27 protein-coding genes and 1 pseudogene are annotated in these 21,917 nt (G+C 57.5%); 18 read left to right on the forward strand and 10 right to left on the reverse strand.

Annotation, left to right across the window (positions count from 1 at the left end):
* Window positions 1–16 precede the first annotated feature (16 nt).
* The 12 genes and pseudogenes from CKW14_RS30095 to recX all read left to right on the forward strand — a co-directional run bounded on the left by CKW14_RS30095 (window position 17) and on the right by recX (window position 7,907).
* Complete coding sequence (locus CKW14_RS30095) at window positions 17–739, forward strand: phage tail protein (RefSeq protein WP_218233222.1); 723 nt, start codon at window positions 17–19, stop codon at window positions 737–739.
* A gap of 8 nt (window positions 740–747) precedes the next feature.
* Entirely contained in the window at window positions 748–1,326 is a 579-nt protein-coding gene (locus CKW14_RS29860) for a phage tail assembly chaperone (protein ID WP_141231839.1), read from the forward strand.
* A gap of 175 nt (window positions 1,327–1,501) precedes the next feature.
* A pseudogene (locus tag CKW14_RS30290) lies at window positions 1,502–1,631 on the forward strand (phage tail protein); the annotation flags it as partial.
* 351 nt (window positions 1,632–1,982) lie between these two features.
* A complete protein-coding gene (locus CKW14_RS27635; RefSeq protein ID WP_095050435.1) occupies window positions 1,983–2,723 on the forward strand; it encodes a hypothetical protein in 741 nt (246 codons plus the stop codon).
* A 2-nt stretch (window positions 2,724–2,725) separates the two neighbouring features.
* Window positions 2,726–3,157, forward strand: coding sequence for a phage tail assembly chaperone (locus tag CKW14_RS27640; RefSeq protein WP_095050436.1), 432 nt, complete (start codon window positions 2,726–2,728; stop codon window positions 3,155–3,157).
* A gap of 32 nt (window positions 3,158–3,189) precedes the next feature.
* A complete protein-coding gene (locus CKW14_RS27645) occupies window positions 3,190–4,392 on the forward strand; it encodes a carbohydrate-binding protein CenC (protein ID WP_095126530.1) in 1,203 nt (400 codons plus the stop codon).
* A 10-nt stretch (window positions 4,393–4,402) separates the two neighbouring features.
* A complete protein-coding gene (locus tag CKW14_RS27650; protein ID WP_095050438.1) occupies window positions 4,403–4,621 on the forward strand; it encodes a hypothetical protein in 219 nt (72 codons plus the stop codon).
* A gap of 36 nt (window positions 4,622–4,657) precedes the next feature.
* Complete coding sequence (locus CKW14_RS27655) at window positions 4,658–5,224, forward strand: glycoside hydrolase family 19 protein (RefSeq protein WP_095126531.1); 567 nt, start codon at window positions 4,658–4,660, stop codon at window positions 5,222–5,224.
* Window positions 5,203–5,721: a lysis system i-spanin subunit Rz gene (locus CKW14_RS27660; RefSeq protein ID WP_095126532.1), complete on the forward strand. Its 519-nt coding sequence runs from the start codon at window positions 5,203–5,205 to the stop codon at window positions 5,719–5,721. Before CKW14_RS27655 ends, CKW14_RS27660 begins: the two co-directional genes overlap by 22 nt.
* A 67-nt stretch (window positions 5,722–5,788) precedes the next feature.
* Window positions 5,789–6,289 carry a CinA family protein gene (locus CKW14_RS27665; RefSeq protein WP_095126533.1) on the forward strand — a complete coding sequence of 167 codons (501 nt, stop codon included), beginning with the start codon at window positions 5,789–5,791 and terminating at the stop codon, window positions 6,287–6,289.
* Between the two features lie 83 nt (window positions 6,290–6,372).
* Window positions 6,373–7,428, forward strand: a complete 1,056-nt coding sequence (gene recA, locus CKW14_RS27670) for a recombinase RecA (RefSeq protein WP_007908746.1) — start codon at window positions 6,373–6,375, stop codon at window positions 7,426–7,428.
* An 8-nt stretch (window positions 7,429–7,436) separates the two neighbouring features.
* Entirely contained in the window at window positions 7,437–7,907 is a 471-nt protein-coding gene (recX, locus tag CKW14_RS27675; RefSeq protein WP_095050442.1) for a recombination regulator RecX, read from the forward strand.
* A gap of 55 nt (window positions 7,908–7,962) precedes the next feature.
* On the opposite strand, the gene CKW14_RS27680 is transcribed toward recX, so the two are convergent.
* Complete coding sequence (locus CKW14_RS27680) at window positions 7,963–9,081, reverse strand: TIGR00730 family Rossman fold protein (protein ID WP_095050443.1); 1,119 nt, start codon at window positions 9,079–9,081, stop codon at window positions 7,963–7,965.
* 350 nt (window positions 9,082–9,431) lie between these two features.
* On the opposite strand from CKW14_RS27680, the gene CKW14_RS27685 reads away from it, so the two are divergent.
* A complete protein-coding gene (locus CKW14_RS27685; protein ID WP_077571372.1) occupies window positions 9,432–9,626 on the forward strand; it encodes a hypothetical protein in 195 nt (64 codons plus the stop codon).
* Here CKW14_RS27685 and CKW14_RS27690 read toward each other — a convergent pair whose 3' ends face one another.
* Window positions 9,627–10,052, reverse strand: a complete 426-nt coding sequence (locus CKW14_RS27690) for a PA3611 family quorum-sensing-regulated virulence factor (protein ID WP_016985722.1) — start codon at window positions 10,050–10,052, stop codon at window positions 9,627–9,629. It lies immediately after the preceding gene.
* Between the two features lie 189 nt (window positions 10,053–10,241).
* Between CKW14_RS27690 and CKW14_RS27695 the strand changes: the two genes are divergently transcribed.
* On the forward strand, window positions 10,242–10,988 hold the full coding sequence (locus tag CKW14_RS27695; RefSeq protein ID WP_034154936.1) for a tRNA-uridine aminocarboxypropyltransferase: 747 nt from the start codon (window positions 10,242–10,244) through the stop codon (window positions 10,986–10,988).
* A 72-nt stretch (window positions 10,989–11,060) separates the two neighbouring features.
* On the opposite strand, the gene CKW14_RS30075 is transcribed toward CKW14_RS27695, so the two are convergent.
* A complete protein-coding gene (locus CKW14_RS30075) occupies window positions 11,061–11,219 on the reverse strand; it encodes a hypothetical protein (protein WP_156685511.1) in 159 nt (52 codons plus the stop codon).
* Between CKW14_RS30075 and erdR the strand changes: the two genes are divergently transcribed.
* Together erdR and CKW14_RS27705 are read left to right on the forward strand one after the other, a co-directional pair.
* Window positions 11,212–11,862, forward strand: a complete 651-nt coding sequence (gene erdR / locus CKW14_RS27700; RefSeq protein WP_095050444.1) for a response regulator transcription factor ErdR — start codon at window positions 11,212–11,214, stop codon at window positions 11,860–11,862. The two genes, CKW14_RS30075 and erdR, sit on opposite strands and share 8 nt — an antisense overlap.
* Before the next feature lie 74 nt (window positions 11,863–11,936).
* Entirely contained in the window at window positions 11,937–12,299 is a 363-nt protein-coding gene (locus CKW14_RS27705) for a diacylglycerol kinase (RefSeq protein ID WP_003222276.1), read from the forward strand.
* Here the strand turns inward: CKW14_RS27705 and CKW14_RS27710 are convergent.
* A complete protein-coding gene (locus tag CKW14_RS27710) occupies window positions 12,296–13,222 on the reverse strand; it encodes a LysR family transcriptional regulator (RefSeq protein ID WP_095050445.1) in 927 nt (308 codons plus the stop codon). The genes CKW14_RS27705 and CKW14_RS27710 overlap by 4 nt on opposite strands.
* A 133-nt stretch (window positions 13,223–13,355) precedes the next feature.
* Here CKW14_RS27710 and fpr point away from each other — a divergent pair, with 133 nt between their 5' ends.
* Window positions 13,356–14,135, forward strand: coding sequence for a ferredoxin-NADP reductase (gene fpr / locus CKW14_RS27715; protein WP_007908723.1), 780 nt, complete (start codon window positions 13,356–13,358; stop codon window positions 14,133–14,135).
* Window positions 14,136–14,236: 101 nt separating this feature from the next.
* Here fpr and tsaA read toward each other — a convergent pair whose 3' ends face one another.
* From tsaA to rimO, 6 genes are all read right to left on the reverse strand, one after another.
* Window positions 14,237–14,935 carry a tRNA (N6-threonylcarbamoyladenosine(37)-N6)-methyltransferase TrmO gene (gene tsaA / locus CKW14_RS27720; protein WP_095050446.1) on the reverse strand — a complete coding sequence of 233 codons (699 nt, stop codon included), beginning with the start codon at window positions 14,933–14,935 and terminating at the stop codon, window positions 14,237–14,239.
* A 183-nt stretch (window positions 14,936–15,118) separates the two neighbouring features.
* Window positions 15,119–15,889: an SDR family oxidoreductase gene (locus tag CKW14_RS27725; protein WP_093436415.1), complete on the reverse strand. Its 771-nt coding sequence runs from the start codon at window positions 15,887–15,889 to the stop codon at window positions 15,119–15,121.
* A 129-nt stretch (window positions 15,890–16,018) separates the two neighbouring features.
* Window positions 16,019–16,489, reverse strand: coding sequence for a DUF1456 family protein (locus CKW14_RS27730; protein WP_095126534.1), 471 nt, complete (start codon window positions 16,487–16,489; stop codon window positions 16,019–16,021).
* A gap of 72 nt (window positions 16,490–16,561) precedes the next feature.
* Window positions 16,562–17,272, reverse strand: coding sequence for an rRNA pseudouridine synthase (locus CKW14_RS27735; RefSeq protein WP_095126535.1), 711 nt, complete (start codon window positions 17,270–17,272; stop codon window positions 16,562–16,564).
* Window positions 17,273–17,461: 189 nt separating this feature from the next.
* Window positions 17,462–17,935, reverse strand: coding sequence for a GNAT family N-acetyltransferase (locus tag CKW14_RS27740; RefSeq protein ID WP_095050448.1), 474 nt, complete (start codon window positions 17,933–17,935; stop codon window positions 17,462–17,464).
* A gap of 424 nt (window positions 17,936–18,359) precedes the next feature.
* Complete coding sequence (gene rimO, locus CKW14_RS27745) at window positions 18,360–19,697, reverse strand: 30S ribosomal protein S12 methylthiotransferase RimO (RefSeq protein ID WP_095049100.1); 1,338 nt, start codon at window positions 19,695–19,697, stop codon at window positions 18,360–18,362.
* A 290-nt stretch (window positions 19,698–19,987) separates the two neighbouring features.
* Between rimO and CKW14_RS27750 the strand changes: the two genes are divergently transcribed.
* Window positions 19,988–21,889: a potassium transporter Kup gene (locus CKW14_RS27750; RefSeq protein WP_095126536.1), complete on the forward strand. Its 1,902-nt coding sequence runs from the start codon at window positions 19,988–19,990 to the stop codon at window positions 21,887–21,889.
* Window positions 21,890–21,917 lie beyond the last annotated feature (28 nt).

The raw sequence follows: 21,917 nt of genomic DNA on the forward strand, positions 1-21,917 counted from the left end.
TGGGTTAGGAGTAGATATGGATTACCCAAAAAGTGTTGCGAGTGCTGGTTTGGTTAATGGGCGGTTTGTTGATGAGGATCCGGAGAAGGGTACGCCGGGATCATTGATTCCGGCAGGTTGGGGGAACTTAGTGACACAGGAGATTTTGAATGTAGTTAAAGCTGCAGGATTAACACCTGATGAGGTTAAAGAGGATCAATTGGTTTCGGCTGTTAAGTTGTTTGTTGACTTTACGATAATGAAGAACAAACCTGTCACTTTAGGTGGGTATGGGATTACTGATGCGCTTGAGGTCGGGCAAGCACTCATATTGGCTCCACCTGGTATGGTTGCTTATTTCGCAATGCCTGGGGCTCCCGCTGGTTGGTTGAAAGCAAATGGCGCATCGGTCAATAGAGTTGCGTACGCCTCTTTGTTTTCTGCTGTTGGCACAACTTATGGAACGGGTGATGGAACAAGTACGTTCAAGCTTCCGGATTTGCGCGGTGAATTTTTGCGTTGCTGGGACGATGGTCGTGCTGTGGATAGTGGTCGCCAATTTGGGAGCAGTCAGGCTCATGCGATTCAAAGTCATTCGCATACCGTCACGGCTTATCAGGCAAACGATTTTAATTCCGGAGGTGGGATTACTTCTACGGATGATTTCTATAGTGGGCCTTATAATTTTTCGACCTCGAGTGTTGGAGGCGCGGAGACTCGCCCGCGAAATATAGCGCTACTTGCGTGTATCAAATACTAGGGGCTTTTATGAAAATTATTTATAACTGTGATCCCGCCACAGGGAAGTTTTTGTTTTCAAGTCAGGCTGATGTTTCTCCGATGGAGGAGGGTGTCTGGCTTATTCCGGCAAATGCTTATCTTGACCCCCCACCGTCTGTCAGAGTTCGCGAGTGTGCGGTTCGAGAGGGGGGGCAGTGGAAAATTGTTCCTGAATATCACGGCATTGCATATCGAACGGATAATGGAGATCGTGTCGAACTGGATATCCTAGGTGAGTTGCCGTCTGAATTTACCTTGGAGCCTCGACCGACAGAGTTTCATATTTGGAATGGTAAGGGGTGGGTTAAAAACGGTGACTTCGAATTTTCTGAGTTGTGTAAAGCTGAGAGGATATGGCGAAATGCAGAAATACAGCGCGTTCAGTGGCTGTTTGAGCGCCATCGGGATGAGAGCGAAATAGGCAGAGCTTGCACGCTGGACTCTAATAGCTTCACTGAGTTGCTTATTTATATACAGACCCTACGGGATTGGCCTGGGTCGGAGCTTTTTCCAGTACGAACACATCGTCCGGTAGTACCTGCTTTGCTTATGCTGAAAGTATCGTGAAGTGTTGAAAATCTACCTTCCATTATTTAAGGCCGAAAGATGTTGTCGAAATATTAAAAAATACTCAACGCCCGCACCCGTGTGGGCTTTTTTTCAGAAAACAGACCGTGAACAGGTCCACAGAGATCGTTGTGCCGGCGCCGGTCATTTGTCATTTCAAAGGAACGAGCAACCTATGGATTATCCCAGTAAGCGTCCCCAGCGTCGGTCTGGTCGATGGCCGTTTTGTTGATGAAAACCTGGTGGCGGGAACGCCGGGGTCTTTGATTCCGGCGGTATGGGGCAATGCGGTCACAGAGGACCTTTCGCGGGCCGGAGGGTCGAGGTGAGCTCATCAGAGTGTGCGATGAGGGGCGTGGGGTTGATGTCGGTCGCTCGGTTGGTAGTTGGCAGGTGGACATGTTCCGCGCTCATCGACACGAACTCAAAAGCGAGTGAATAGCCCGCGACGCCTGCCGAACAGGTTGTTTCACCAATCTCATAAGCGCAACTCAATTGATTAAAGCCTCGTAGACGGCCTGGTGCTGTCGGTATTCGGCTGCCTGTCAGAGCTTGAAGGCTATGGCGTGGAGGGTCTGCAACGATGCGCGTTTGTTGACAGCAGATTGGCGGCCTTCAGGGCCAGAGTGGCTTGTTTAAAAAACGGGAGAAATTTAATGGATTACCCAAATAGTGTGCCCAGTGCCGGTCTTGTAAACGGTCGGTTTGTCGATGAAGACCCGCTGAGTGGTAGGCCGGGATCGTTGATTCCAGCGAGTTGGGGAAATAGCGTTACGCAGGAAATTCTTGAAGTCATCAGAACCTCGGGAGCAGTCGCGGACGAAGCCGATAACACTCAGTTAAGAGCAGCAATTAATACGCTGATCTCGAAGAAATACAGTGAAAGCCTGGCCAGTCAAGAAGACGCGGAGTCTGGTGCCAGTACCACCAAGTTAATGACACCGTTGCGCGTAGTCCAATCCATTGCGAAGAAAATCCAACAGGCGACAGAGTCCATCGTAGGCATAGCAAGAGTTGCTTCTCAGGCAGAGGTCAATGCTGGCGTTAGCGACGCGTCTATTGTGACTCCGAAAAAACTTAGACTTGGATTCAAGGTAAATCTGGGCATTTCAGGCTACATCGTTTTTCCCTCTTGGATGGGAGGGTTGATCATCCAGTGGATTAACGGCAGCGCCAGTCAGTCAGGCAACAACAATTGTGGTGACCTGAATTTATGGCCACTCGCATTTCCCAATGCGATGTTTCTCGCGGTCGCCACCCATGAAGGTGGTTCAACGGCAACCTTCTTGACGTGGAACGATACTTCAACAGTAAGTAGGAAAGTGGGCATCAATGTGCGCTGTCCTGATTATTCCAACTCTTCCATTTCCGCCCGAATCATAGGAATAGGGTACTGACTATGTATTATTTTTCGCCGGCAACTTCTGGTTTTTATCATTCGGATGTACACGGAGTGAGTATTCCTTCCGACGCGTTTGCACTCAGCGAAGGTGAGTACTGCGGGCTGGTATCGAATGCTCCGAAAGGTACGGTTCTGTCGTTGAATAGTGAAGGACGACCGGAGCGGTTTTTTTTGGCGGAACCGTCCAGTGACGCGCAAGAACGAATGTGGCGCGACAAGGCGTTGGAGCTGACTCAGTGGCTAGTCCTTCGCGATGCCGAAGAACTGGAAATGGGCGAGGGCACAACCCTGCGTACCGAGGAGTTCAAAGAGCTTCTGGTCTACCGGCAAGCACTGCGCGACTGGCCCAATCAGCCGGACTTCCCGGATGCCCGCTCGCGCCCGTTCGAACCTGACTGGCTTGACGGTTTGCTACGGGCAAATGGCTGAGCGCTTCGCCCTTCAATCAAGGATAGATATACATGGATTACCCAAGAAGTGTCCCCGGCTCAGGCTTGGTTGACGGCAAGTTTGTCGATGAAGATGCCATCGCTGGAACACCGGGATCATTGATCCCAGCGAGCTGGGGCAACAGTGTCACCCAGGAAATTCTCAGCGCGATTACCGCAGCGGGGTTGAGCCCGGATGAGCAGCAGACCGACCAATTGGCTCAAGCGATCCGGCAGTTGTCCAGACCCGACCCGATGCAACAATTCCCTGTGCAGGTGTATCGCAGGAATTTGCTCATTAATGGCGACTTCCGAATCTGGCAACGTGGGGCGAGCAATCAGGCTCCTAATATCGGTGGTTATGTGGCGGACCGTTTTCGTTGCGACTGGAACGGCAACGCCGGGGTAAGCATCACTCGCCAGACGTTTCCACTCGGCCAAGGGGAGGTTCCTGGTGAACCTGCCTGCTTCTTGCGCTGGCAACAAACTGCGGCAGGCGCAGGGGCAACGATTCACAGGATTTCACAAAGTATCGAATCGGTCAGAACACTCGCCGGTAGGACTGCAACATTGACGTTCTGGGCGCGATCCGATGCCGCGCGGCCATTACAAGTCGCCATCGCCCAACAATTCGGTGTGGGAGGATCGGCCGCGGTTGTGAGGGTTGTTGACGTCTTTCAGCTAAGTACAACGTGGAGCCGACATACAGCAACGTTTCAAGTGCCTGCCATTTCCGGAAAGATGCAAGGGGCCAGCGATTGCCTGACATTGTCTTTCGACCTGCCTTTGAATGCTTTGCAGACGGTCGATCTGACCCTTGTGCAGCTAGAGGAGGGACCTGTTTCCACGCCTTTCGAAGTTCGACCAATTGTCGAAGAACTGATGCTATGTCAGCGCTACTACGAAAAGTCTTTTGCGAGCGGAATACCGGTCAAGGCAAACAACGGAACCAGCACCTGTATTTCGACGTTCACCCAAGTACCGTCAGGCAACATGGGGCAATACGGTATGACCATCGGTTTTCTGGTGCAGAAAAGAGTTCAGCCCACCGTGACCGCGTATTGCCCGGCTGACAGCAGCAATCAAGTCTGGAATCAAACAATTAGCAAGGCGTGCACTGGCACTACATTGCAAGGTGTAACGGATCGCAGTATCTCATTCGCAACTGTCACGCCTGTAGGAAGTGCCCCTGGGCAAACCTTGCAACTGGAATGGACAGCAGACGCAGAAATCTAGGAGAGAATTCATGACCTATCAGTTGACCGCTTGCGGTGTGCTGCGCACGGAGGATTTCGCGTTCATCCCACCCGATCCAACCAATCGTGACTGGCTTGAATATCAGGAGTGGCTTTTATCGGGCGGTCAAGTGCAGTCCCCCGGGGGAGCACTTGGAGAGGCCGTAGAGCAGAGCACCCTGAAAACTCTGGCAAAAAAATGGCTGACAGGCATTAACCGTCAACCGTGATTCAATCGGGGCAATATCCAGGGAGGATCAAGCATTATGCAAATAACTGAAAACAACCTTATCGACATCATGCCCAACGCCCGCTCCCAAGCGGGCGTTTTTGTTTCTGCACTCAACAGCGCGATGACGCGCCGTCATATCGACTCGCCCAAACGCGTCGCGGCGTTCCTTGCGCAAGTCGGTCACGAGTCCGGGCAATTGCGCTACGTGCGCGAACTGGGCAACAACCAATACCTGAGCAAATACGACACCGGTACGTTGGCCTTGCGTCTGGGCAACACACCAGAGGCTGACGGCGACGGGCAAAAATACCGAGGGCGCGGGCTGATCCAGATCACTGGCCGCAGCAACTATCGCCAGTGCAGCGTTGGCCTGTTCGGCGATGAGCGTCTGTTGTCCCTGCCCGAACTGCTCGAACAGCCACAATGGGCCGCCGAGTCTGCGGCATGGTTCTGGGAGCAGAACGGCTTGAACGAACTGGCTGATCGCGATCAGTTCAACACCATTACCCGTCGCATCAACGGCGGGTTGAACGGTTTACAGGATCGCCTGGAAATCTGGGCACGGGCGAGGGCGGTGCTATGCCAATCCCCTGGCGAGTGATCGCTGTTGTGTTGCTGGCTGCTGGTGCCTTTGCAGCGGCCTGGCAATTTCAGGAGTGGCACTACGGCCGACAGCTGGCCGAGCAGGCCCGGTTAAACGCCGAAACCCTCAATCAACTGACGCAGACCGCCGCCACTGCGCAACAGGCTGAGCAGGATAAACGTCTGGCGCTGGAGCAACGGCTCGCGACCAGTGAACAAACCCACTACCGAGCGCTGAGCGATGCCCAACGTGATCAGGATCGCCTGCGCGATCGTCTTGCCACTACTGATGTGCGCCTGTCAGTCCTTCTCGACGCCAGCGACGTTGCCCCAGGCTGCAACGTGCCAGCCACCGCCGGCGCCAGCGGCGTGGATCATGCAACCGTACGCGCCCGACTTGACCCGGCGCATGCTCAACGAATTATCGCCATCACCGACACCGGCGACCGTGGACTGATCGCCTTGCAGGCTTGTCAGGCCTATGTCAGAGCGCTGGCGCCCGAACATTTTGAATGAGTCTGTGTATTGAAAGCGCAACCGGCTCGTGTACGGTGGAGGCATTCCACACGATCCGGAGCACGCCGTGAAAGAGATCACTCAACTGGCCGCCGACCTTGGCCGACGTCTGCAACTGCTCAATGCCCACGTCACCACCGCTGAATCGTGTACCGGTGGCGGGATTGCCGAAGCCATTACGCGGATCCCGGGCAGTTCGGCGTGGTTCGAGGCTGGCTACGTCACGTACTCCAATCGGCAGAAAACCCAGCAATTGAATGTGCCGACCGAGTTGTTCGAAACGGTGGGCGCGGTCAGTCGCGAGGTGGTCGAGGCGATGGTGCGTGGCGCTCAGGACAAAAGCCTGGCGCGATTTGCCGTAGCCGTCAGTGGTGTGGCCGGGCCGGACGGTGGATCGCCCAACAAACCGGTCGGCACGGTGTGGCTGGCGTGGGGCGTTGGTGAAACGGTCACCAGTGAGGTTCAGCACTTCTCCGGCAACCGCGATGACGTCCGCCGACAAACGGTGAAGGCCGCGCTAGAGGGGCTCCTGCGACTAGCGGCACGAGAAATCGAAAATCAGGGGTAGGCGATCCGCGAACGCTGTGGAATAATACTGGCTACTTATACAGGTGTTGGCCGTCAGGCCTTATTGATTACGTGAGGACTTTAATGGACGACAACAAGAAGAAAGCCTTGGCTGCGGCCCTGGGTCAGATCGAACGTCAATTCGGCAAGGGTGCCGTGATGCGTATGGGCGATCAAGACCGTCAGGCGATCCCGGCTATCTCCACTGGCTCTCTGGGTCTGGACATCGCGCTCGGCATTGGCGGCCTGCCAAAAGGCCGTATCGTTGAAATCTACGGTCCTGAATCCTCCGGTAAAACCACACTGACCTTGTCCGTGATCGCTCAGGCGCAAAAAGCCGGCGCGACCTGCGCATTCGTCGACGCCGAACACGCCCTCGATCCTGAATACGCCGGCAAGCTGGGCGTCAACGTCGACGACCTGCTGGTGTCCCAGCCGGACACCGGCGAACAGGCACTGGAAATCACCGACATGCTGGTGCGTTCCAACGCGGTTGACGTGATCATCGTCGACTCCGTGGCAGCTCTGGTACCAAAGGCTGAAATCGAAGGCGAAATGGGTGACATGCACGTGGGCCTGCAAGCCCGTCTGATGTCCCAGGCGCTGCGTAAAATCACCGGTAACATCAAGAACGCCAACTGCCTGGTGATCTTCATCAACCAGATCCGTATGAAGATCGGCGTGATGTTCGGCAGCCCGGAAACCACTACCGGTGGTAACGCGCTGAAGTTCTACGCTTCGGTCCGTCTCGACATCCGCCGTACTGGCGCGGTGAAAGAAGGCGACGAAGTGGTTGGTAGCGAAACCCGCGTCAAGGTTGTGAAGAACAAGGTCGCTTCGCCATTCCGTCAGGCCGAGTTCCAGATTCTTTATGGCAAGGGCATTTATCTCAACGGTGAGATGATCGACCTGGGCGTGCTGCACGGTTTCGTCGAGAAGTCCGGCGCCTGGTATGCCTACGAAGGCACCAAGATCGGTCAGGGCAAGGCCAACTCGGCCAAGTTCCTGGCGGACAACCCGGAAATTGCCGCGAAGCTCGAGAAGCAACTGCGTGACAAGCTGCTTACTCCAGCCGTGATCGACTCCAAGGCCTCAGCAGTCAAAGAGACTGAAGACGACCTGGCCGACGCTGACATCTGATTGCAGCGATGACCACTGCAGTACTCGATACCCTCGTCGCGGTGCGGCGAACTGCCATGGACCTGCTCGCACGTCGCGAGCATGGTCGAGTCGAGTTGACGCGCAAACTGCGTCAACGCGGCGCTGAGGCGCAGATGATCGAAACAGCCCTCGACCGTTTGACGGAAGAGGGGCTGCTTTCCGAAGCCCGTTACCTTGAAAGCTTTGTTTCCTACCGTGCCCGTTCCGGCTATGGCCCTCTGCGGATTCGCGAAGAGCTGAGCCAGCGCGGTTTGCAGCGCGCCGATATCGAACTCGCCCTGCGCGAAAGCGGTATCAGTTGGCAGGAGCAATTGCAGGAGACGTGGCAACGCAAGTTCTCCGGGCATTTACCGATTGATGCGAAAGAACGGGCCAAACAGGGCCGGTTCCTGGCCTATCGGGGGTTTTCGATGGAGATGATCAACCGCTTGTTCAGCGGTCGAGGGATAGACGATTAAACCGATTCAATAAAAACGGCCCGCTATGAAAATAGCGGGCCGTTTTTTTTTGCCCTCAAATTGCCTTTGACGGTTCGCGGCTGCGTTGCGCTGTTTGCGGTTGGGAATCTGCCCAGTTTTCCGGCAGGTTGATGTAATCGATCAACTCCCTCAGACGCCCGTGAGTGCGCGCGTTGAAAGCGAAGGCCAGTCGCGCCAGATGGCTGAACTGCGCTTCATCGTGTTCCTCGCCGGCGTAGGCCTGTTGATGAAACCGATCGCTCAGGCACAAATCGGCAAAGGCCTCCTGCATGTGCTCCAGCGCTTGATCGCTGAGTTTATGATTCATGCGGATCACGAATTGTCGCTTGAGCCAGCGACTGGAGTGGAAGTTACTGTAGAACTGGTTGATCTGCTCCACCGCCTCGTCGACGCTGTAGACCAGTCGCATCAGTTTCATGTCGGTCGGCAGGATGTAGCGGTTGCTCTCCAGTTGCTGGCGGATAAAGTCCATCGCGCCCTGCCAGAACGTGCCGCCTGGCGCATCCAACAGCACCACCGGCACCAATGGACTTTTACCGGTCTGGATCAATGTCAGCACTTCCAGCGCTTCATCCAGCGTGCCGAAGCCACCGGGGCATAAAACCAGTGCGTCGGCCTCTTTGACGAAAAACAACTTGCGGGTAAAGAAGAAGTGGAACGGCAGCAGATTGCCGGTGCCGTCCACCGTCGGGTTGGCATGCTGTTCGAAGGGCAGGGTGATATTGAACCCGAGGCTGTGATCGCGGCCGGCACCTTCGTGCGCGGCGGCCATGATGCCGCCGCCAGCACCGGTGATGACCATCATTCCCGAGCGGGTCAAGGCTGCACCGAGTTCGCGGGCCATCGCATACAACGGATGTTCGACCGGTGTGCGCGCCGAACCGAATACGGTGACTTTGCGTCGGCCCTTGAATTGCTCCAGTACCCGAAACGCCTGCTCCAGTTCGCGCAGGGCTTGCAAGGTGATCTTGGCGTTCCAGCGGTTGTGGTCTTCCTGGGCCATGCGCAGCACGGTCAGGATCATGTCGCGGTAGATAGGGATATTCGGGCTGTTGGGGGAAACACGGTTGAGTTGTTCTTCGACCTTGCTGATGAGGTCGGGGCCGCTTTCCTGAAAATGACGACTGAGCAAGTCATTCGGTTGGTAAGGCATTCAACGTCTCCTTCTGCACAGGGCGTCGGCCCTGACGAGCGGCGTCAGTGCCGCGCTGCAAAAAACACACGATCGGCAGTTCCTTGCCTGCCGTTGAAAAAAGATCGGGAATACACTGAATCTAGACCCTCGCGCGCATTTGCGCTGACTTGATCATTGCGCTGTAAAGTTTTGGCTGGCAATCGTTTATTGATTTTCCGCGTGTTGCTTCACCGCTCGTCCGAACGTGCGCCGAGGGGCAATCCCTCTGATTAACTAACGTACAGGCGCCGTACGACAGCTTTGCGTCAACGATCGTACGCCAGGCGCATGCAATTCAAGGATTCGTGGGTGGCAAGGAGGCGGGACATATGGCCAGAGTGATTCTGGAGATCGATACGCAGCTGTATCGAATGTTGAAAGCGGCAGCCGAGACCAATCAACTCAGTCTCGAAGAGGAGTGCTGCCGGCGGTTGGCGGGCGGCGAGCGCCGTTCACACTATCTACAGGCCTTGCTGGCCGAACTGCGCGCCGAGGATGAACAGCGGCGCGCCAATTCGCGATGATTACTTCTTCTTCGCCGGGGCGGCTTTCGGGCAATCCGATTCCTGGTAGCTGGCGGAGCCGATCGCTTTGTTGGTTTTCACTTCAGTGAAGTCGTAACGCATGATCGCACCCTTGGCCATCAGCTTGCGGAACGACGGGTTGTTGCACACGGAGGCGCCCAACTGGAAATACACGGCTTTAGGGTCTGCGCGCATTTTGTCGGCGTGGCTCTTCTGCACGCTCAGGTGGTTGATCAACTGCGTGCCTTCCACGGTGAAACCCTGATCAAGAATGTCTTCACTGATGGCGCGTGGCGTGCCGACGCTGCTTTGTGCGGCGACGTTGCGCAGCTCGCGGTTCAGATTCTGCTCACTCAGCGATGCAGCCTGAGCGGTGAAGGACGACGCCAGCAGAATGGCAGCGGTGGGAACGATAAGGCGCAGCATGAAACTCTCCTGGTTCAGTGACTGGTGGTTCGACCAGCCACGTGACTGTGCGTTCAGTGGCGGCGAATTATAGGGGAGCCGGTCGGGAGGGTACAGGCTTGTGCCCGTCGCTCTGGTAAACTGCCGGCCTTTATTGCCCTGCCGAGTGTTGTTCGTGTCGAGTTTTCCTGCTTTTCGGCGTTATCCGCGATGAACCATGCCCCTAACGCCGTCGCCCGTCTGCGCGATCAGCGCGAAGATGAAGGCATCAAGCCGATTCAGGCTCGTGGCTTTCGCTCCGAGCGTTGCCGCGACTGCCGGGTGATCATCAGCCATTGTTTGTGCGCGTGGCGGCCGAGCGTCGAAACGCGTTCCGGCGTATGCCTGATCATGACCGGCAAGGAAGTGTTCAAACCGAGCAACACCGGTTGGCTGATTGCCGATGTGGTTCGCGATAACCATGCGTTTATCTGGTCGCGTACCGAGCCCGATCCGCAGATGCTGGCGCTGCTCAATGACCCGCAATGGCAACCGTATCTGGTGTTTCCCGGCGAATACGTGGAGCCCTCGCGAGTAACCAACACCGTCGCCATCGATAGCAGCAAGCGCCCGCTGTTCATTCTGCTCGACGCCACCTGGACCGAGGCTCGGAAGATTTTCCGCAAGAGCCCGTATTTCGACCGTTTGCCAATCCTCAGCCTGCTGCCCGACAAGCTCTCGCGCTACCGCTTGCGCCGTTCGACCCGCAGTGAGCACCTGTGCACCGCCGAAGTCGCGGCGTTGTGCCTAGAGCTGGCCGGTGACAGCGACGCCGCCTCGGCGTTGGACGCCTATTTCGACGTGTTCAGCCAGCATTACCTCGGCGCCAAACAGCAACTGGACATGAATGAATCGACGCCGGCTCACGCCGAGTTGCTGCCCTATATACGAAAGCCGCAGCCGGAGTTGGCCCAATAGTGGCCCATACTGTACAAGCCAGCGGCCGTGCTGCTTGACCACCCCGTCTTCGCTGGGCATGCTTGGCGCCGATTAGGGTGCGGCCAAGGTTTGAAACGCCGTGTTTGCTGATGATTGGCGTTGAACGTGCCCCTGTGGATATCGCTTGAAAGCGGCATCTTGAGTTGCTTTGGCCAGACCGGAATGCTCCGGGTCTGCCATCAAAAACAGGATCATTTGAAAAATGGCCACATACGACATCCTGATTGCCGATGATCACCCTCTGTTTCGTAGCGCCCTGCATCAAGCGGTGACGCTGGGCCTTGGCCCGGATGTTCGGCTCGTGGAGGTGGCGAGCATCGCCGAGCTGGAAACGCGTCTGACCGAAAAGGCTGACTGGGATCTGGTCCTGCTGGACCTGAACATGCCAGGCGCTTTCGGGTTTTCCGGTTTGGTCATGCTACGGGGACAGTACCCGCAGATTCCGGTGGTGATGGTCTCGGCGCAGGAAGAAGCTTCGGTGATGGTCAAGTCCCGTGAGTTCGGCGCCAGTGGTTTTATTCCCAAGTCCAGCGACCTCAGCGTGATTCAGGAAGCCGTGCGCAAAGTGCTCGATGGCGATGTGTTCTGGCCGCCACAAGCGTTCGAGGCGGTCAGTGTTTCCGACGAAGCCAAAGCCGCCAGCGATGGCCTCGCCAGCCTGACGCCCCAGCAGTTCCGCGTGTTGACCATGGTCTGCGAAGGCCTGTTGAACAAGCAGATTGCCTATGAACTGAGCGTGTCGGAAGCGACAATCAAGGCCCACGTCACGGCGATCTTTCGCAAGCTGAATGTGCGCACTCGTACGCAGGCGGCTTTACTGCTGCAACAACTTGAGTCAATTCCGAGCCAATAATGGCTGGCGTCTTCACGCTTTTTTGACTTTTGTTGATCTAGCTTTCCCACTCCTTTTTGGTTGGTTTCTACTTTATGTCACCTTTCAAGGGCCAGACCGGCCTGAAACGTATCCTCAATGCCTCCGGTTACTCGCTGGATGGCCTGCGCGCAGCTTTTACCGGTGAAGCAGCCTTCCGCCAATTGGTACTGCTCAATGTGGTGCTGATTCCACTGACGTTCTTCCTTAATGTCAGCCGTGTCGAACAAGCGTTGTTGATTGCCGTGTGCCTGTTGGCGCTGATCGTCGAGTTGCTGAATTCGGCGGTGGAAGCGGCCATCGACCGCATCTCGCTGGAACTGCATCCACTGTCGAAGAATGCCAAGGACATGGGCAGCGCCGCACAATTCGTGGCATTGAGCATGATCGCGCTGGTGTGGGCAGTGATTCTGCTTTAAGCGATTGTCGGCAAAACGATCTCGTCGCTGCGCTGCACCCCGGCGGTGAAAGCGCGGCACAGATCGAGAAATTCGCGCATGGCAGAAGTCTGATACTTCTGTTTGTGCCAGATGAAGTAGAACTGTCGCGCCAGATCCAGATCCGGCGTTTCCACGGGCACCAGACTGCCGCGGCGGAACGCATCACGCAGCGCCAGCCGCGAGATGCAGCCAATCCCTAGTCCTGATTCCACCGCACGTTTGATCGCTTCGGTGTGTTCCAGCTCAAGACGGATATTCAATGCGCTGCGATGGTGACGCATGGCTTGATCGAAGGTCAGCCGCGTGCCGGAACCCTGTTCACGCAGAATCCATGCCTCGCGAGTCAGTTCTTCCATGGTCGCGCTGCCGCGCTTGGCCAGCGGATGCTGCGGAGCGCAGAACACCACCAACTCATCCTCAACCCAGCTCTGCACTTCGATGTCCGGGTGGCTGCAATCACCTTCGATTAGACCCAGATCAATTTCGTAGTGGGCGACTTGTTGCACGATATTGGCCGTGTTCTGTACGTGTAGCTTCACCTGGCTTTCCGGGTGGCGCTGCATGAAACTGCCGATCAGCAGGGTCGCCAGGTAATTGCCGATGGTCAGCGTCGCGCCCACTGACAGCGAGCCGAACCCGGATTTGCCGTTGAGCAGGTCTTCGATTTCCTTGGCCTGATCGAGCAGGGCCACCGCCTGCGGCAATAGCTGTTTGCCGAGGGCGTTGAGGCTCAGCCGTTTACCGGCACGGTCGAACAGCTGGCAGCTGGATTGGCGCTCGAGTTCGGTGATCGAGGTGCTGGCGGCCGACTGCGAGAGGTTGAGCAGACCCGCAGCACGGGATACGCTTTCCTGCTGGGCGACGGCGACGAAGACTTGCAGTTGACGGAGAGTAAATCGCATATCGATATAACCGATAACCCTTATCTTAATAATCCAGTTAACAGATATTGTCGTCGCTATTAGAATGCGATGCAATTGCGCACCGTCGCCTTCAAAAGCCAGCGCAGACCCAATATCCAGGAGTCAAACGTACATGAGCAACATGAACCACGAGCGTGTCCTCAGTGTTCATCACTGGAACGACACTCTGTTCAGCTTCAAGTGCACCCGCGATCCGGGCCTGCGCTTCGAGAACGGTCAGTTCGTGATGATCGGCCTGCAACAGCCCAACGGCCGGCCGCTCATGCGCGCTTACTCGATCGCCAGCCCGAACTGGGAAGAGCATCTGGAGTTCTTCAGTATCAAGGTGCAGGACGGCCCGCTGACCTCGCAACTGCAGCACTTGAAGGAAGGCGACGAGATCATCATCTCGAAGAAGCCTACCGGCACCCTGGTTCTCGACGACCTGAACCCGGGCAAGCACTTGTACCTGCTGAGCACCGGCACCGGTCTGGCGCCGTTCATGAGCGTGATCCAGGACCCGGAAACCTACGAGCGCTTTGAAAAAGTGATCCTGGTTCACGGTGTGCGTTACGTCAACGAAGTCGCGTATCGCGAATTCATCACCGAGCACTTGCCGCAGAACGAGTTCTTCGGCGAGGCGCTGCGTGACAAGCTGATCTACTACCCGACCGTGACCCGCGAGCCTTTCGAGAATCAGGGCCGCCTGACCGACCTGATGCGCAGCGGCAAGCTGTTCAGCGACATCGGTCTGCCACCGATAAACCCGCAGGACGACCGCGCGATGATCTGCGGCAGCCCGAGCATGCTCGACGAGACCAGCGAAGTGCTCGACAGCTTCGGCCTGAAGATCTCGGCGCGGATGCGCGAGCCGGGTGACTACCTGATCGAGCGTGCGTTCGTCGAGAAGTAAGCCCCCCCTTAAAAAGCCCCCATTGCCTATGCAGGCAATGGGGGCTTTTTTATGCCCGAAACATTTCCTTCATGCCTGCCACAATCCATGTAGGAGCTGCCTCAGGCTGTGGCAGGAATGACTTCGAGTACGCGGATCTGCTCAGGCGTCGGGTAATGCCAGCGCACATCCAGATCCCAGAATTGCGCGCCGTACTCGCGTTCAGGCGCCGGGGTTTGATACGCCGGGCGAGGATCCTGCGCCAGGCACTGCTCGATCAGCTCGACCAACGGCTCTTGGAGGCGCTGAGCGTGTGTGTGCGCTTGTTTCAGTGCAGCGTCCGTCCACTGCACGTCAATCAACTGCGGCGCGGCGCTGGCGATGCTATTGGCGGCGTCGGGAATGATATCGGCGTAAGGCACGTAGGGTTTGATGTCGAGAATCGGCGTGCCGTCGAGCAAATCGATCCCGGAAATGAACAACCGATTGGCTTCGACCTTGTCCAGTTTCACCACCGATTGGCCGATGCCGTTTGGTCGGTGGGTGGCGCGGGTGGCGAACACGCCCATGGACTTGTTGCCGCCCAAACGTGGCGGGCGCACTTTCAGCCGTGGTTTGTCTTCCAGTGCCTGATGAAACAGGAATAGCAGCCAGACATGGCTGACCTGTTCCAGACCCTGCACGGCGTCACCCTGATCGAACGGCGCCACCAGTTCCAGCACGCCACGGGCGGCGGGGGCCAGTTGCGGTTGGCGGGGGATGGCGAATTTCTCCTTGAAGCAGGAGCGCACGAAGCCGATGGGGGAGACGCTGTAAGTCATGGTGTGTATTCGACGCGGGGCAGGGGTGGGCATGATAACCCGGTAGCCCTTATGGCAGGTGGTGACTGGGCTGACGCCATCGCGAGCAGGCTCACTCCTACAGGGGCATGGGTGTACACAAAATCTGTGTTCGCTGAAAATCCCTGTAGGAGTGAGCCTGCTCGCGATAGCTTCACCGCCGACCTAGAGGCTGAACCCACCATCCAGCGGAATAATATTCCCGGTCATATAGGCCCCAGCCGTACTCGCCAGACTGATCGCCAACGCCGCCATCTCCTCTTCACGCCCCCAACGCTTCATCGGAATCAGCGCCGTATCCTCGGCCAACGCCTGCTGATCATTGCCAATATGCTGGGTCATCTTGCTCGGAAAGCGCCCCGGCGCAATCACGTTGACGTTGATGTGCTGGCTCACCAGTTCCCGCGCGAGAATCCGCGACAATTGATGTAGGGCAGCTTTACTCGGCCCATAGGCATACGCCTGCTCGCCAAACGAAGAAATCCCCGCCACCGAACCGATGTTGATGATCCGCGCCGGGTTCGCCGCCGAACCCGCTTTGCGCAACAACGGTAGAAACTGCTGGATGCAACTGAACACCGACGTCACGTTGAGCTGCATGACTTTTTCCCAACCCTTGACCGGGTAGCTCTCCAGCGGCGCCCCCCAAGTAGTGCCGGCGTTGTTCACCAGAATATCCAGATGCGTGATCTGCTCGCCCAGGCGCGCGGCCAGTTCCTGCACGCCTTCTTCCGTCGCCAGATTCGCCGCCACGCCGTGACACTTGCCCAAGGCGCTGAGTTCTTCCGCGGTTTGATGGCAGGCTTCGGCGTCGCGCGAGCACACGTAGACACGCGCGCCAGCCTCGACAAAGGCTTTGGCGATCATTTTGCCGATACCACGGGTGCCGCCGGTCACTAGAGCGGTGCGGCCTTGCAGGGAGAAATACGGGTGCATGGCGAGTCCTGAGTGCTAGGGATCAATACACCCTAGTCGTCAGCCGCGAAAAGCGGAGCCACTATTTTCAGAGGGAATGAGCGGTCATGCGTTGCGGCGGCGACCATCCGTCGCCACCGCAGAAGGGAATCAGGCCGAGCGAACGCGCAGGGTCAGACCCTTGAGGAAGTTGCGCAGCAACTGGTCGCCACACGGGCGGTAGTTGGTGTGGCCGACCTTGCGGAACAGCGCGCTCAGCTCAGGTTTGGACACCGGGAACTCGGCGGCCTTGAGGATCGCGTGCATGTCGTCTTCTTTCAGTTCGAAGGCCACGCGCAGCTTTTTAAGGATGATGTTGTTGGTCACCGGCACTTCGATCGGCTGCGGCGGACGGCTTTCGTCCTTGCCACGCTTGAAGATCACCAGGCCATCGAGGAAGTGTGCGATCACTTCGTCCGGGCAGCGCACGAAACCTTCTTCGTCTTCTTCTTTCTTGTCGAGCCAGGTGATCACGTCGGCGAGGGCCACGTCCATGCCACCGAGTTGGATGATCTCGACAACCTTCTTGTCGCTGATGTCGAGCATGTAGCGCACGCTGCGCAATACGTCGTTATGAATCATGTGAGTAATCCTGATAAGCGTTGTGGGCAGCGCGCGGGCGCACTGCCGGAATGTGTGGCGGCAGTGGAAGTCTTAGAACTTCTCTTTGCCGGACAGGTAGCGCCATTGGCCGACCGGGACTTTGCCGATCGAGACGCCGCCGATACGGATGCGGCGGATGCCGATAACCTTCAGGCCAACCGCTTCGCAGAACTGGGCGATGATGCCGGGCTGCGGGTTTTTCAAGGCGAAGCGCAGGCGGTTTTCGTTCTGCCAGCTGGCCTTGACTGGCGGCAGCTCCTTGCCCTTGTGGGTCAGGCCGTGCTGCAAACGGTTGAGGCCGTGGGCGACCATGTCTCCTTCGACTTCAACCACGTATTCCTGCTCGATCTTCGCGGCGTCGGCAGTGAGCTTGCGGAGGATTTTCCAGTCCTGGGTGAACACCAGCAGGCCGCTAGCCTTGGCTTGCAGGTCGGCGCTGGCGGTCAGGCGCAGGAAGTGCCCGCGCAACGGGCGCTTGCTGAAGCGGTGTTCTTCGCTGAGGGTTTCGGCGCTCAGCGATTGCATGGCGGTCTCGACATCCATGCCAGCCGGCGCGTTGAGCAGGATGGTCACCGGCTCCGGCGCGGTGGCCTTGGCGTCCTTGTCGAGCTCGACCTTCTGGTCGCCGACCTTGAATTGCGGCTCGTCAATCACTTCGCCGTCCACGGTGACCCAGCCGCCCTCAATGAACAGCTCGGCCTCCCGGCGGGAGCAACCGACCAGTTCGATGAGGCGTTTGGAGAGGCGAATCGGGTCAGTCATGACAGGGCCGTAACAAAAAAGGGGTGGGCATTGTACCTGTGTGGCGCCGGTTAAGCCCGGTTCCATTTACAGGCTGTTCGCTTTACCTGTGGGAGCTGGCTTGCCAGCGATGGCATCACCTCGGTATTTCTTGCAGACCGCAGCGCCCGCATCGCTGGCAAGCCAGCTCCCACAGGGTTTTATGGTGTGTCAGCCATTGCTGGTGCGCTGCTGGTTCTGCCGCAAGCGCATATGCAGCAACGGATACGGCTGCCCCATGCCATCCACCTCCGAACGGCCGATTACCTCGAAACCCTGCTTGAAGTAAAAGCCCAGCGCCTGCGGGTTCTGCTCGTTCACATCCAGTTCATCGGCGTTCAGATGCTGCAGGGCGTAAGTCAGCAACTTTTTACCCAGGCCCTGACCGCGATGGGCGGGGTCGATGAACAGCATCTCGATCTTGCCCGCTGCAACTCCGGCAAACCCGGTGATGCGCTGGTTAGCGTCCTTGGTGCAGATCAGCATTACTGCATCGAGATAGCGGGTGAGCACCAGATTGCGCAGCAGCTCGATATAGCTGTCTGGCAGAAAATCATGGGTCGCGCGAACCGAGGCCTCCCAGACCCGGGTCAGTTCCTGATAATCGCTGAGTTTCGGCGTGTGGATGACCGAATGGTGACGCATGCCCGTCTGCCTCTTGTCCGTTTCAAGGGAGTCCGTCCCCCGCTAAACGATAGCCGTAAAAAAGCCCCGCATCTCGTAAAAAGAGCGGGGCTTTTTGTATTTTTTGCGGTGTCTTGCTGGATACTTCTGTCGCCAGCAAGAGCTCACCCTCTCCCCCAAGGGGGCGAGGGGGAAGGGAGCTGATCTCCGTGCTGTTCAAAGCCTGAGTCCGACTCGATATTTCAGGTCGCCGCAATTCGAAAGAACACCTCGATCAGTCCCCGCTCCCTCTGGGAGGGGGCGAGGGGGAAGGGAGCTGATCTTCGTGCTGTTCAAAACCTGAGTTCGACTCGAACGTTCAGGTCGGTGCAGCTCGCAAGAACACATAGATCAGTCCCCTCTCCCTCCGGGAGAGGGTTAGGGTGAGGGGCTTTTGATCTTCAGATCAGATCTGCTCAGCCCACAGGTCATATTCGTCAGCGTCAGTAACCTTGCACCAGACCTTGTCGCCAGGCTTCAAATTGCTGCCGTTATCGATAAACACATTGCCATCGATTTCCGGCGCATCGAAGAAGCAGCGGCCAACCGCGCCTTGCTCGTCAACTTCGTCGACCAGCACTTCAATCTCACGGCCGATGCGCATTTGCAGGCGGGCCGAGCTGATCGCCTGCTGGTGCGCCATAAAGCGATCCCAACGATCTTGCTTGACCTCGTCCGGCACCACTTCCAGATCCAGATCATTGGCCGGAGCGCCTTCAACCGGCGAGTACTGGAAGCAGCCAACGCGGTCGAGCTGGGCTTCGGTCAGCCAGTTCAGCAGGTACTGGAAATCTTCTTCGGTTTCGCCCGGGAAGCCGACGATGAAGGTCGAACGGATGATCAGGTCCGGGCAGATTTCGCGCCAGTTCTTGATGCGCGCCAAGGTCTTGTCTTCGAACGCCGGGCGTTTCATCGACTTCAACACTTTCGGGCTGGCGTGCTGGAACGGGATGTCCAGGTACGGCAGGATCTTGCCTGCGGCCATCAACGGGATCAGCTCGTCGACGTGCGGGTACGGGTAAACGTAGTGCAGACGGACCCAGACGCCGAGAGTGCTCAGCGCTTCGCAGAGTTCGGTCATGCGGGTTTTCACCGGCGCGCCGTTCCAGAAACCAGTGCGGTATTTCACGTCAACGCCATAAGCGCTGGTGTCTTGCGAGATCACCAACAGCTCTTTAACGCCGGATTTGACCAGGCGCTGAGCTTCGTCGAGTACATCACCGACCGGACGGCTGACCAGTTTGCCGCGCATCGACGGGATGATGCAGAACGAGCAGCTGTGGTTGCAGCCTTCGGAAATCTTCAGGTAGGCGTAGTGGCGCGGGGTCAGCTTGATGCCTTGTGGCGGCACCAGGTCGATCAGCGGGTTGTGATCCTTACGCGGTGGAACCACTTCGTGCACAGCGTTGACCACTTGCTCGTACTGCTGCGGACCGGTCACGGCCAGCACGCTCGGGTGCACGTCGCGGATATTGCCTTCTTCCACGCCCATGCAGCCGGTGACGATGACCTTGCCGTTTTCCTTGATCGCTTCACCGATCACCTCCAGCGATTCAGCCTTGGCCGAATCGATGAAGCCGCAGGTGTTGACCACCACAACGTCGGCGTCCTGGTAAGTGGACACCACGTCATAGCCTTCCATACGCAGCTGGGTAAGGATGCGCTCGGAGTCGACCAGTGCTTTCGGGCAACCCAGAGATACGAAGCCAACCTTTGGATTGGCCGGCGCAGGAGTGGTGGACATGTCTAACCTCGGTATTTTGTGACGCCGCTTGCCGTGTGGGCAAGCCGACGGATGGGCGCTTAGGGCGCGCCTCTGATCAAAAAGTGCGCAATTCTAGCGGTGAGGAGCGCACTTGACCAGCTTTATGCCGGGAAATGCGACGAGTGCTGCGCTATGCTTCGCGCCGTTGAGCTTTACCGATTATTTACAGTCAACAAAACGTCTGTAACAGCAGGTAAAACAGCGCATGCTGCACCACAAAGCATAGTGCTTCATTCCAAGAAGCCGGTTCTGAGAAGTAGGAGTGTTGGATGGGTCAGGCAAGTAGTCAGGCGGCGGGCGCCGAGCATTCGACGGCAAAGCCGATCGGCATGCTGGTCGCCGCGGTCGGGGTGGTTTACGGCGACATCGGCACTAGCCCGCTGTACACCCTCAAAGAAGTCTTCGCCGGTCATTATGGTGTGCCGGTCAACCACGATGGAGTCTTCGGGATTCTGTCGTTGATTTTCTGGTCGCTGATCTGGGTCGTCACCATCAAGTACGTGTTGTTCGTACTGCGCGCTGACAACCAGGGGGAAGGCGGGATCATGGCGCTGACCGCTCTGGCGCGACGTGCATCCAGCCGCTACCCGAAACTGCAAACGGTGCTGGTGATTCTGGGGCTGATCGGTGCAGCGCTGTTTTATGGCGATAGCATGATTACGCCAGCCATTTCCGTACTGTCGGCGGTTGAAGGCCTGGAGCTGGCGTTCGACGGACTTGAGCGTTGGGTGGTGCCACTGTCGTTGATCGTGCTGGTTGCCTTGTTCCTGATTCAGAAGCACGGCACCGATCGCATCGGCAAGATGTTCGGCCCGGTAATGGTGGCGTGGTTTCTGGTGCTGGGCACTTTGGGTGTTAACGGTATCGTCAAACACCCTGAAGTGCTGAGCGCATTGAACCCGGTGTGGGGCGTGCGCTTCTTTATCGTACATCCTGGCATGGGCGTAGCGATCCTCGGTGCGGTGGTGCTGGCGCTGACCGGTGCCGAAGCCCTTTACGCCGACATGGGCCACTTCGGCCGCAAGCCTATCGCCCGCGCCTGGCTGATTCTGGTGCTGCCGGCCCTGGTGCTGAACTACTTCGGTCAGGGCGCGTTGCTGCTGGAAAACCCGGAAGCGGCGCGTAACCCGTTCTACCTGCTGGCGCCGAACTGGGCACTGGTGCCGTTGGTGGTGTTGTCGACCCTGGCCACGGTCATTGCTTCGCAGGCGGTGATTTCCGGCGCGTTCTCGTTGACTCGTCAGGCCATTCAGCTCGGCTACATTCCGCGCATGCACATTCAGCACACGTCCAGTGCCGAACAGGGCCAGATTTACATCGGCGCGGTGAACTGGGCGCTGATGGTGGGCGTGATCCTGCTGGTCATCGGCTTCGAATCCTCGGGCGCGCTGGCGTCTGCTTACGGTGTGGCCGTGACCGGCACGATGCTGATCACCAGCATCCTGGTGTCGGCGGTGATCCTGCTGCTATGGAAATGGCCGCCGCTGTTGGCGGTGCCGATTCTGCTCGGGTTCCTGTTGGTCGATGGTTTGTTCTTTGCTGCCAACGTACCGAAGATCATCCAGGGCGGTGCCTTCCCGGTGTTGGCGGGTATTGTGCTGTTTGTCCTGATGACCACTTGGAAGCGCGGCAAGGAACTGCTGGTCGATCGTCTCGACGAAGGCGCGCTACCGCTGCCGATCTTCATCAGCAGCATTCGCGTGCAACCGCCGCATCGTGTGCAGGGCACCGCCGTGTTCCTCACCGCGCGCTCCGACGCCGTGCCCCATGCGCTGTTGCACAACCTGCTGCATAACCAAGTGCTGCACGAGCAAGTGGTGCTGCTGACCGTGGTCTACGAAGACATCCCGCGTGTGCCACCATCCCGACGCTTCGAAGTGGAAGCGCACGGGGAGGGGTTCTTCCGGGTGATCCTGCACTTCGGCTTCACCGACGAACCGGACGTGCCGCAAGCGCTGAAGCTGTGTCATCTGGATGATCTGGATTTCAGCCCGATGCGCACGACTTACTTCCTCAGCCGTGAAACGGTCATCGCCTCGAAGCTCGAGGGTATGGCGCGTTGGCGTGAAGCGCTGTTCGCGTTCATGTTGAAGAATGCCAATGGCAACTTGCGGTTCTTTAATTTGCCGTTGAACCGGGTGATTGAGTTGGGGACGCAGGTGGAGATGTAAGCCTGGCCTCAACCGAAAAGCCCCCGTC

Origin of the sequence: Pseudomonas sp. Irchel s3a12, from assembly GCF_900187485.1 — a bacterium.
Lineage (GTDB): Bacteria > Pseudomonadota > Gammaproteobacteria > Pseudomonadales > Pseudomonadaceae > Aquipseudomonas > Aquipseudomonas neuropathica.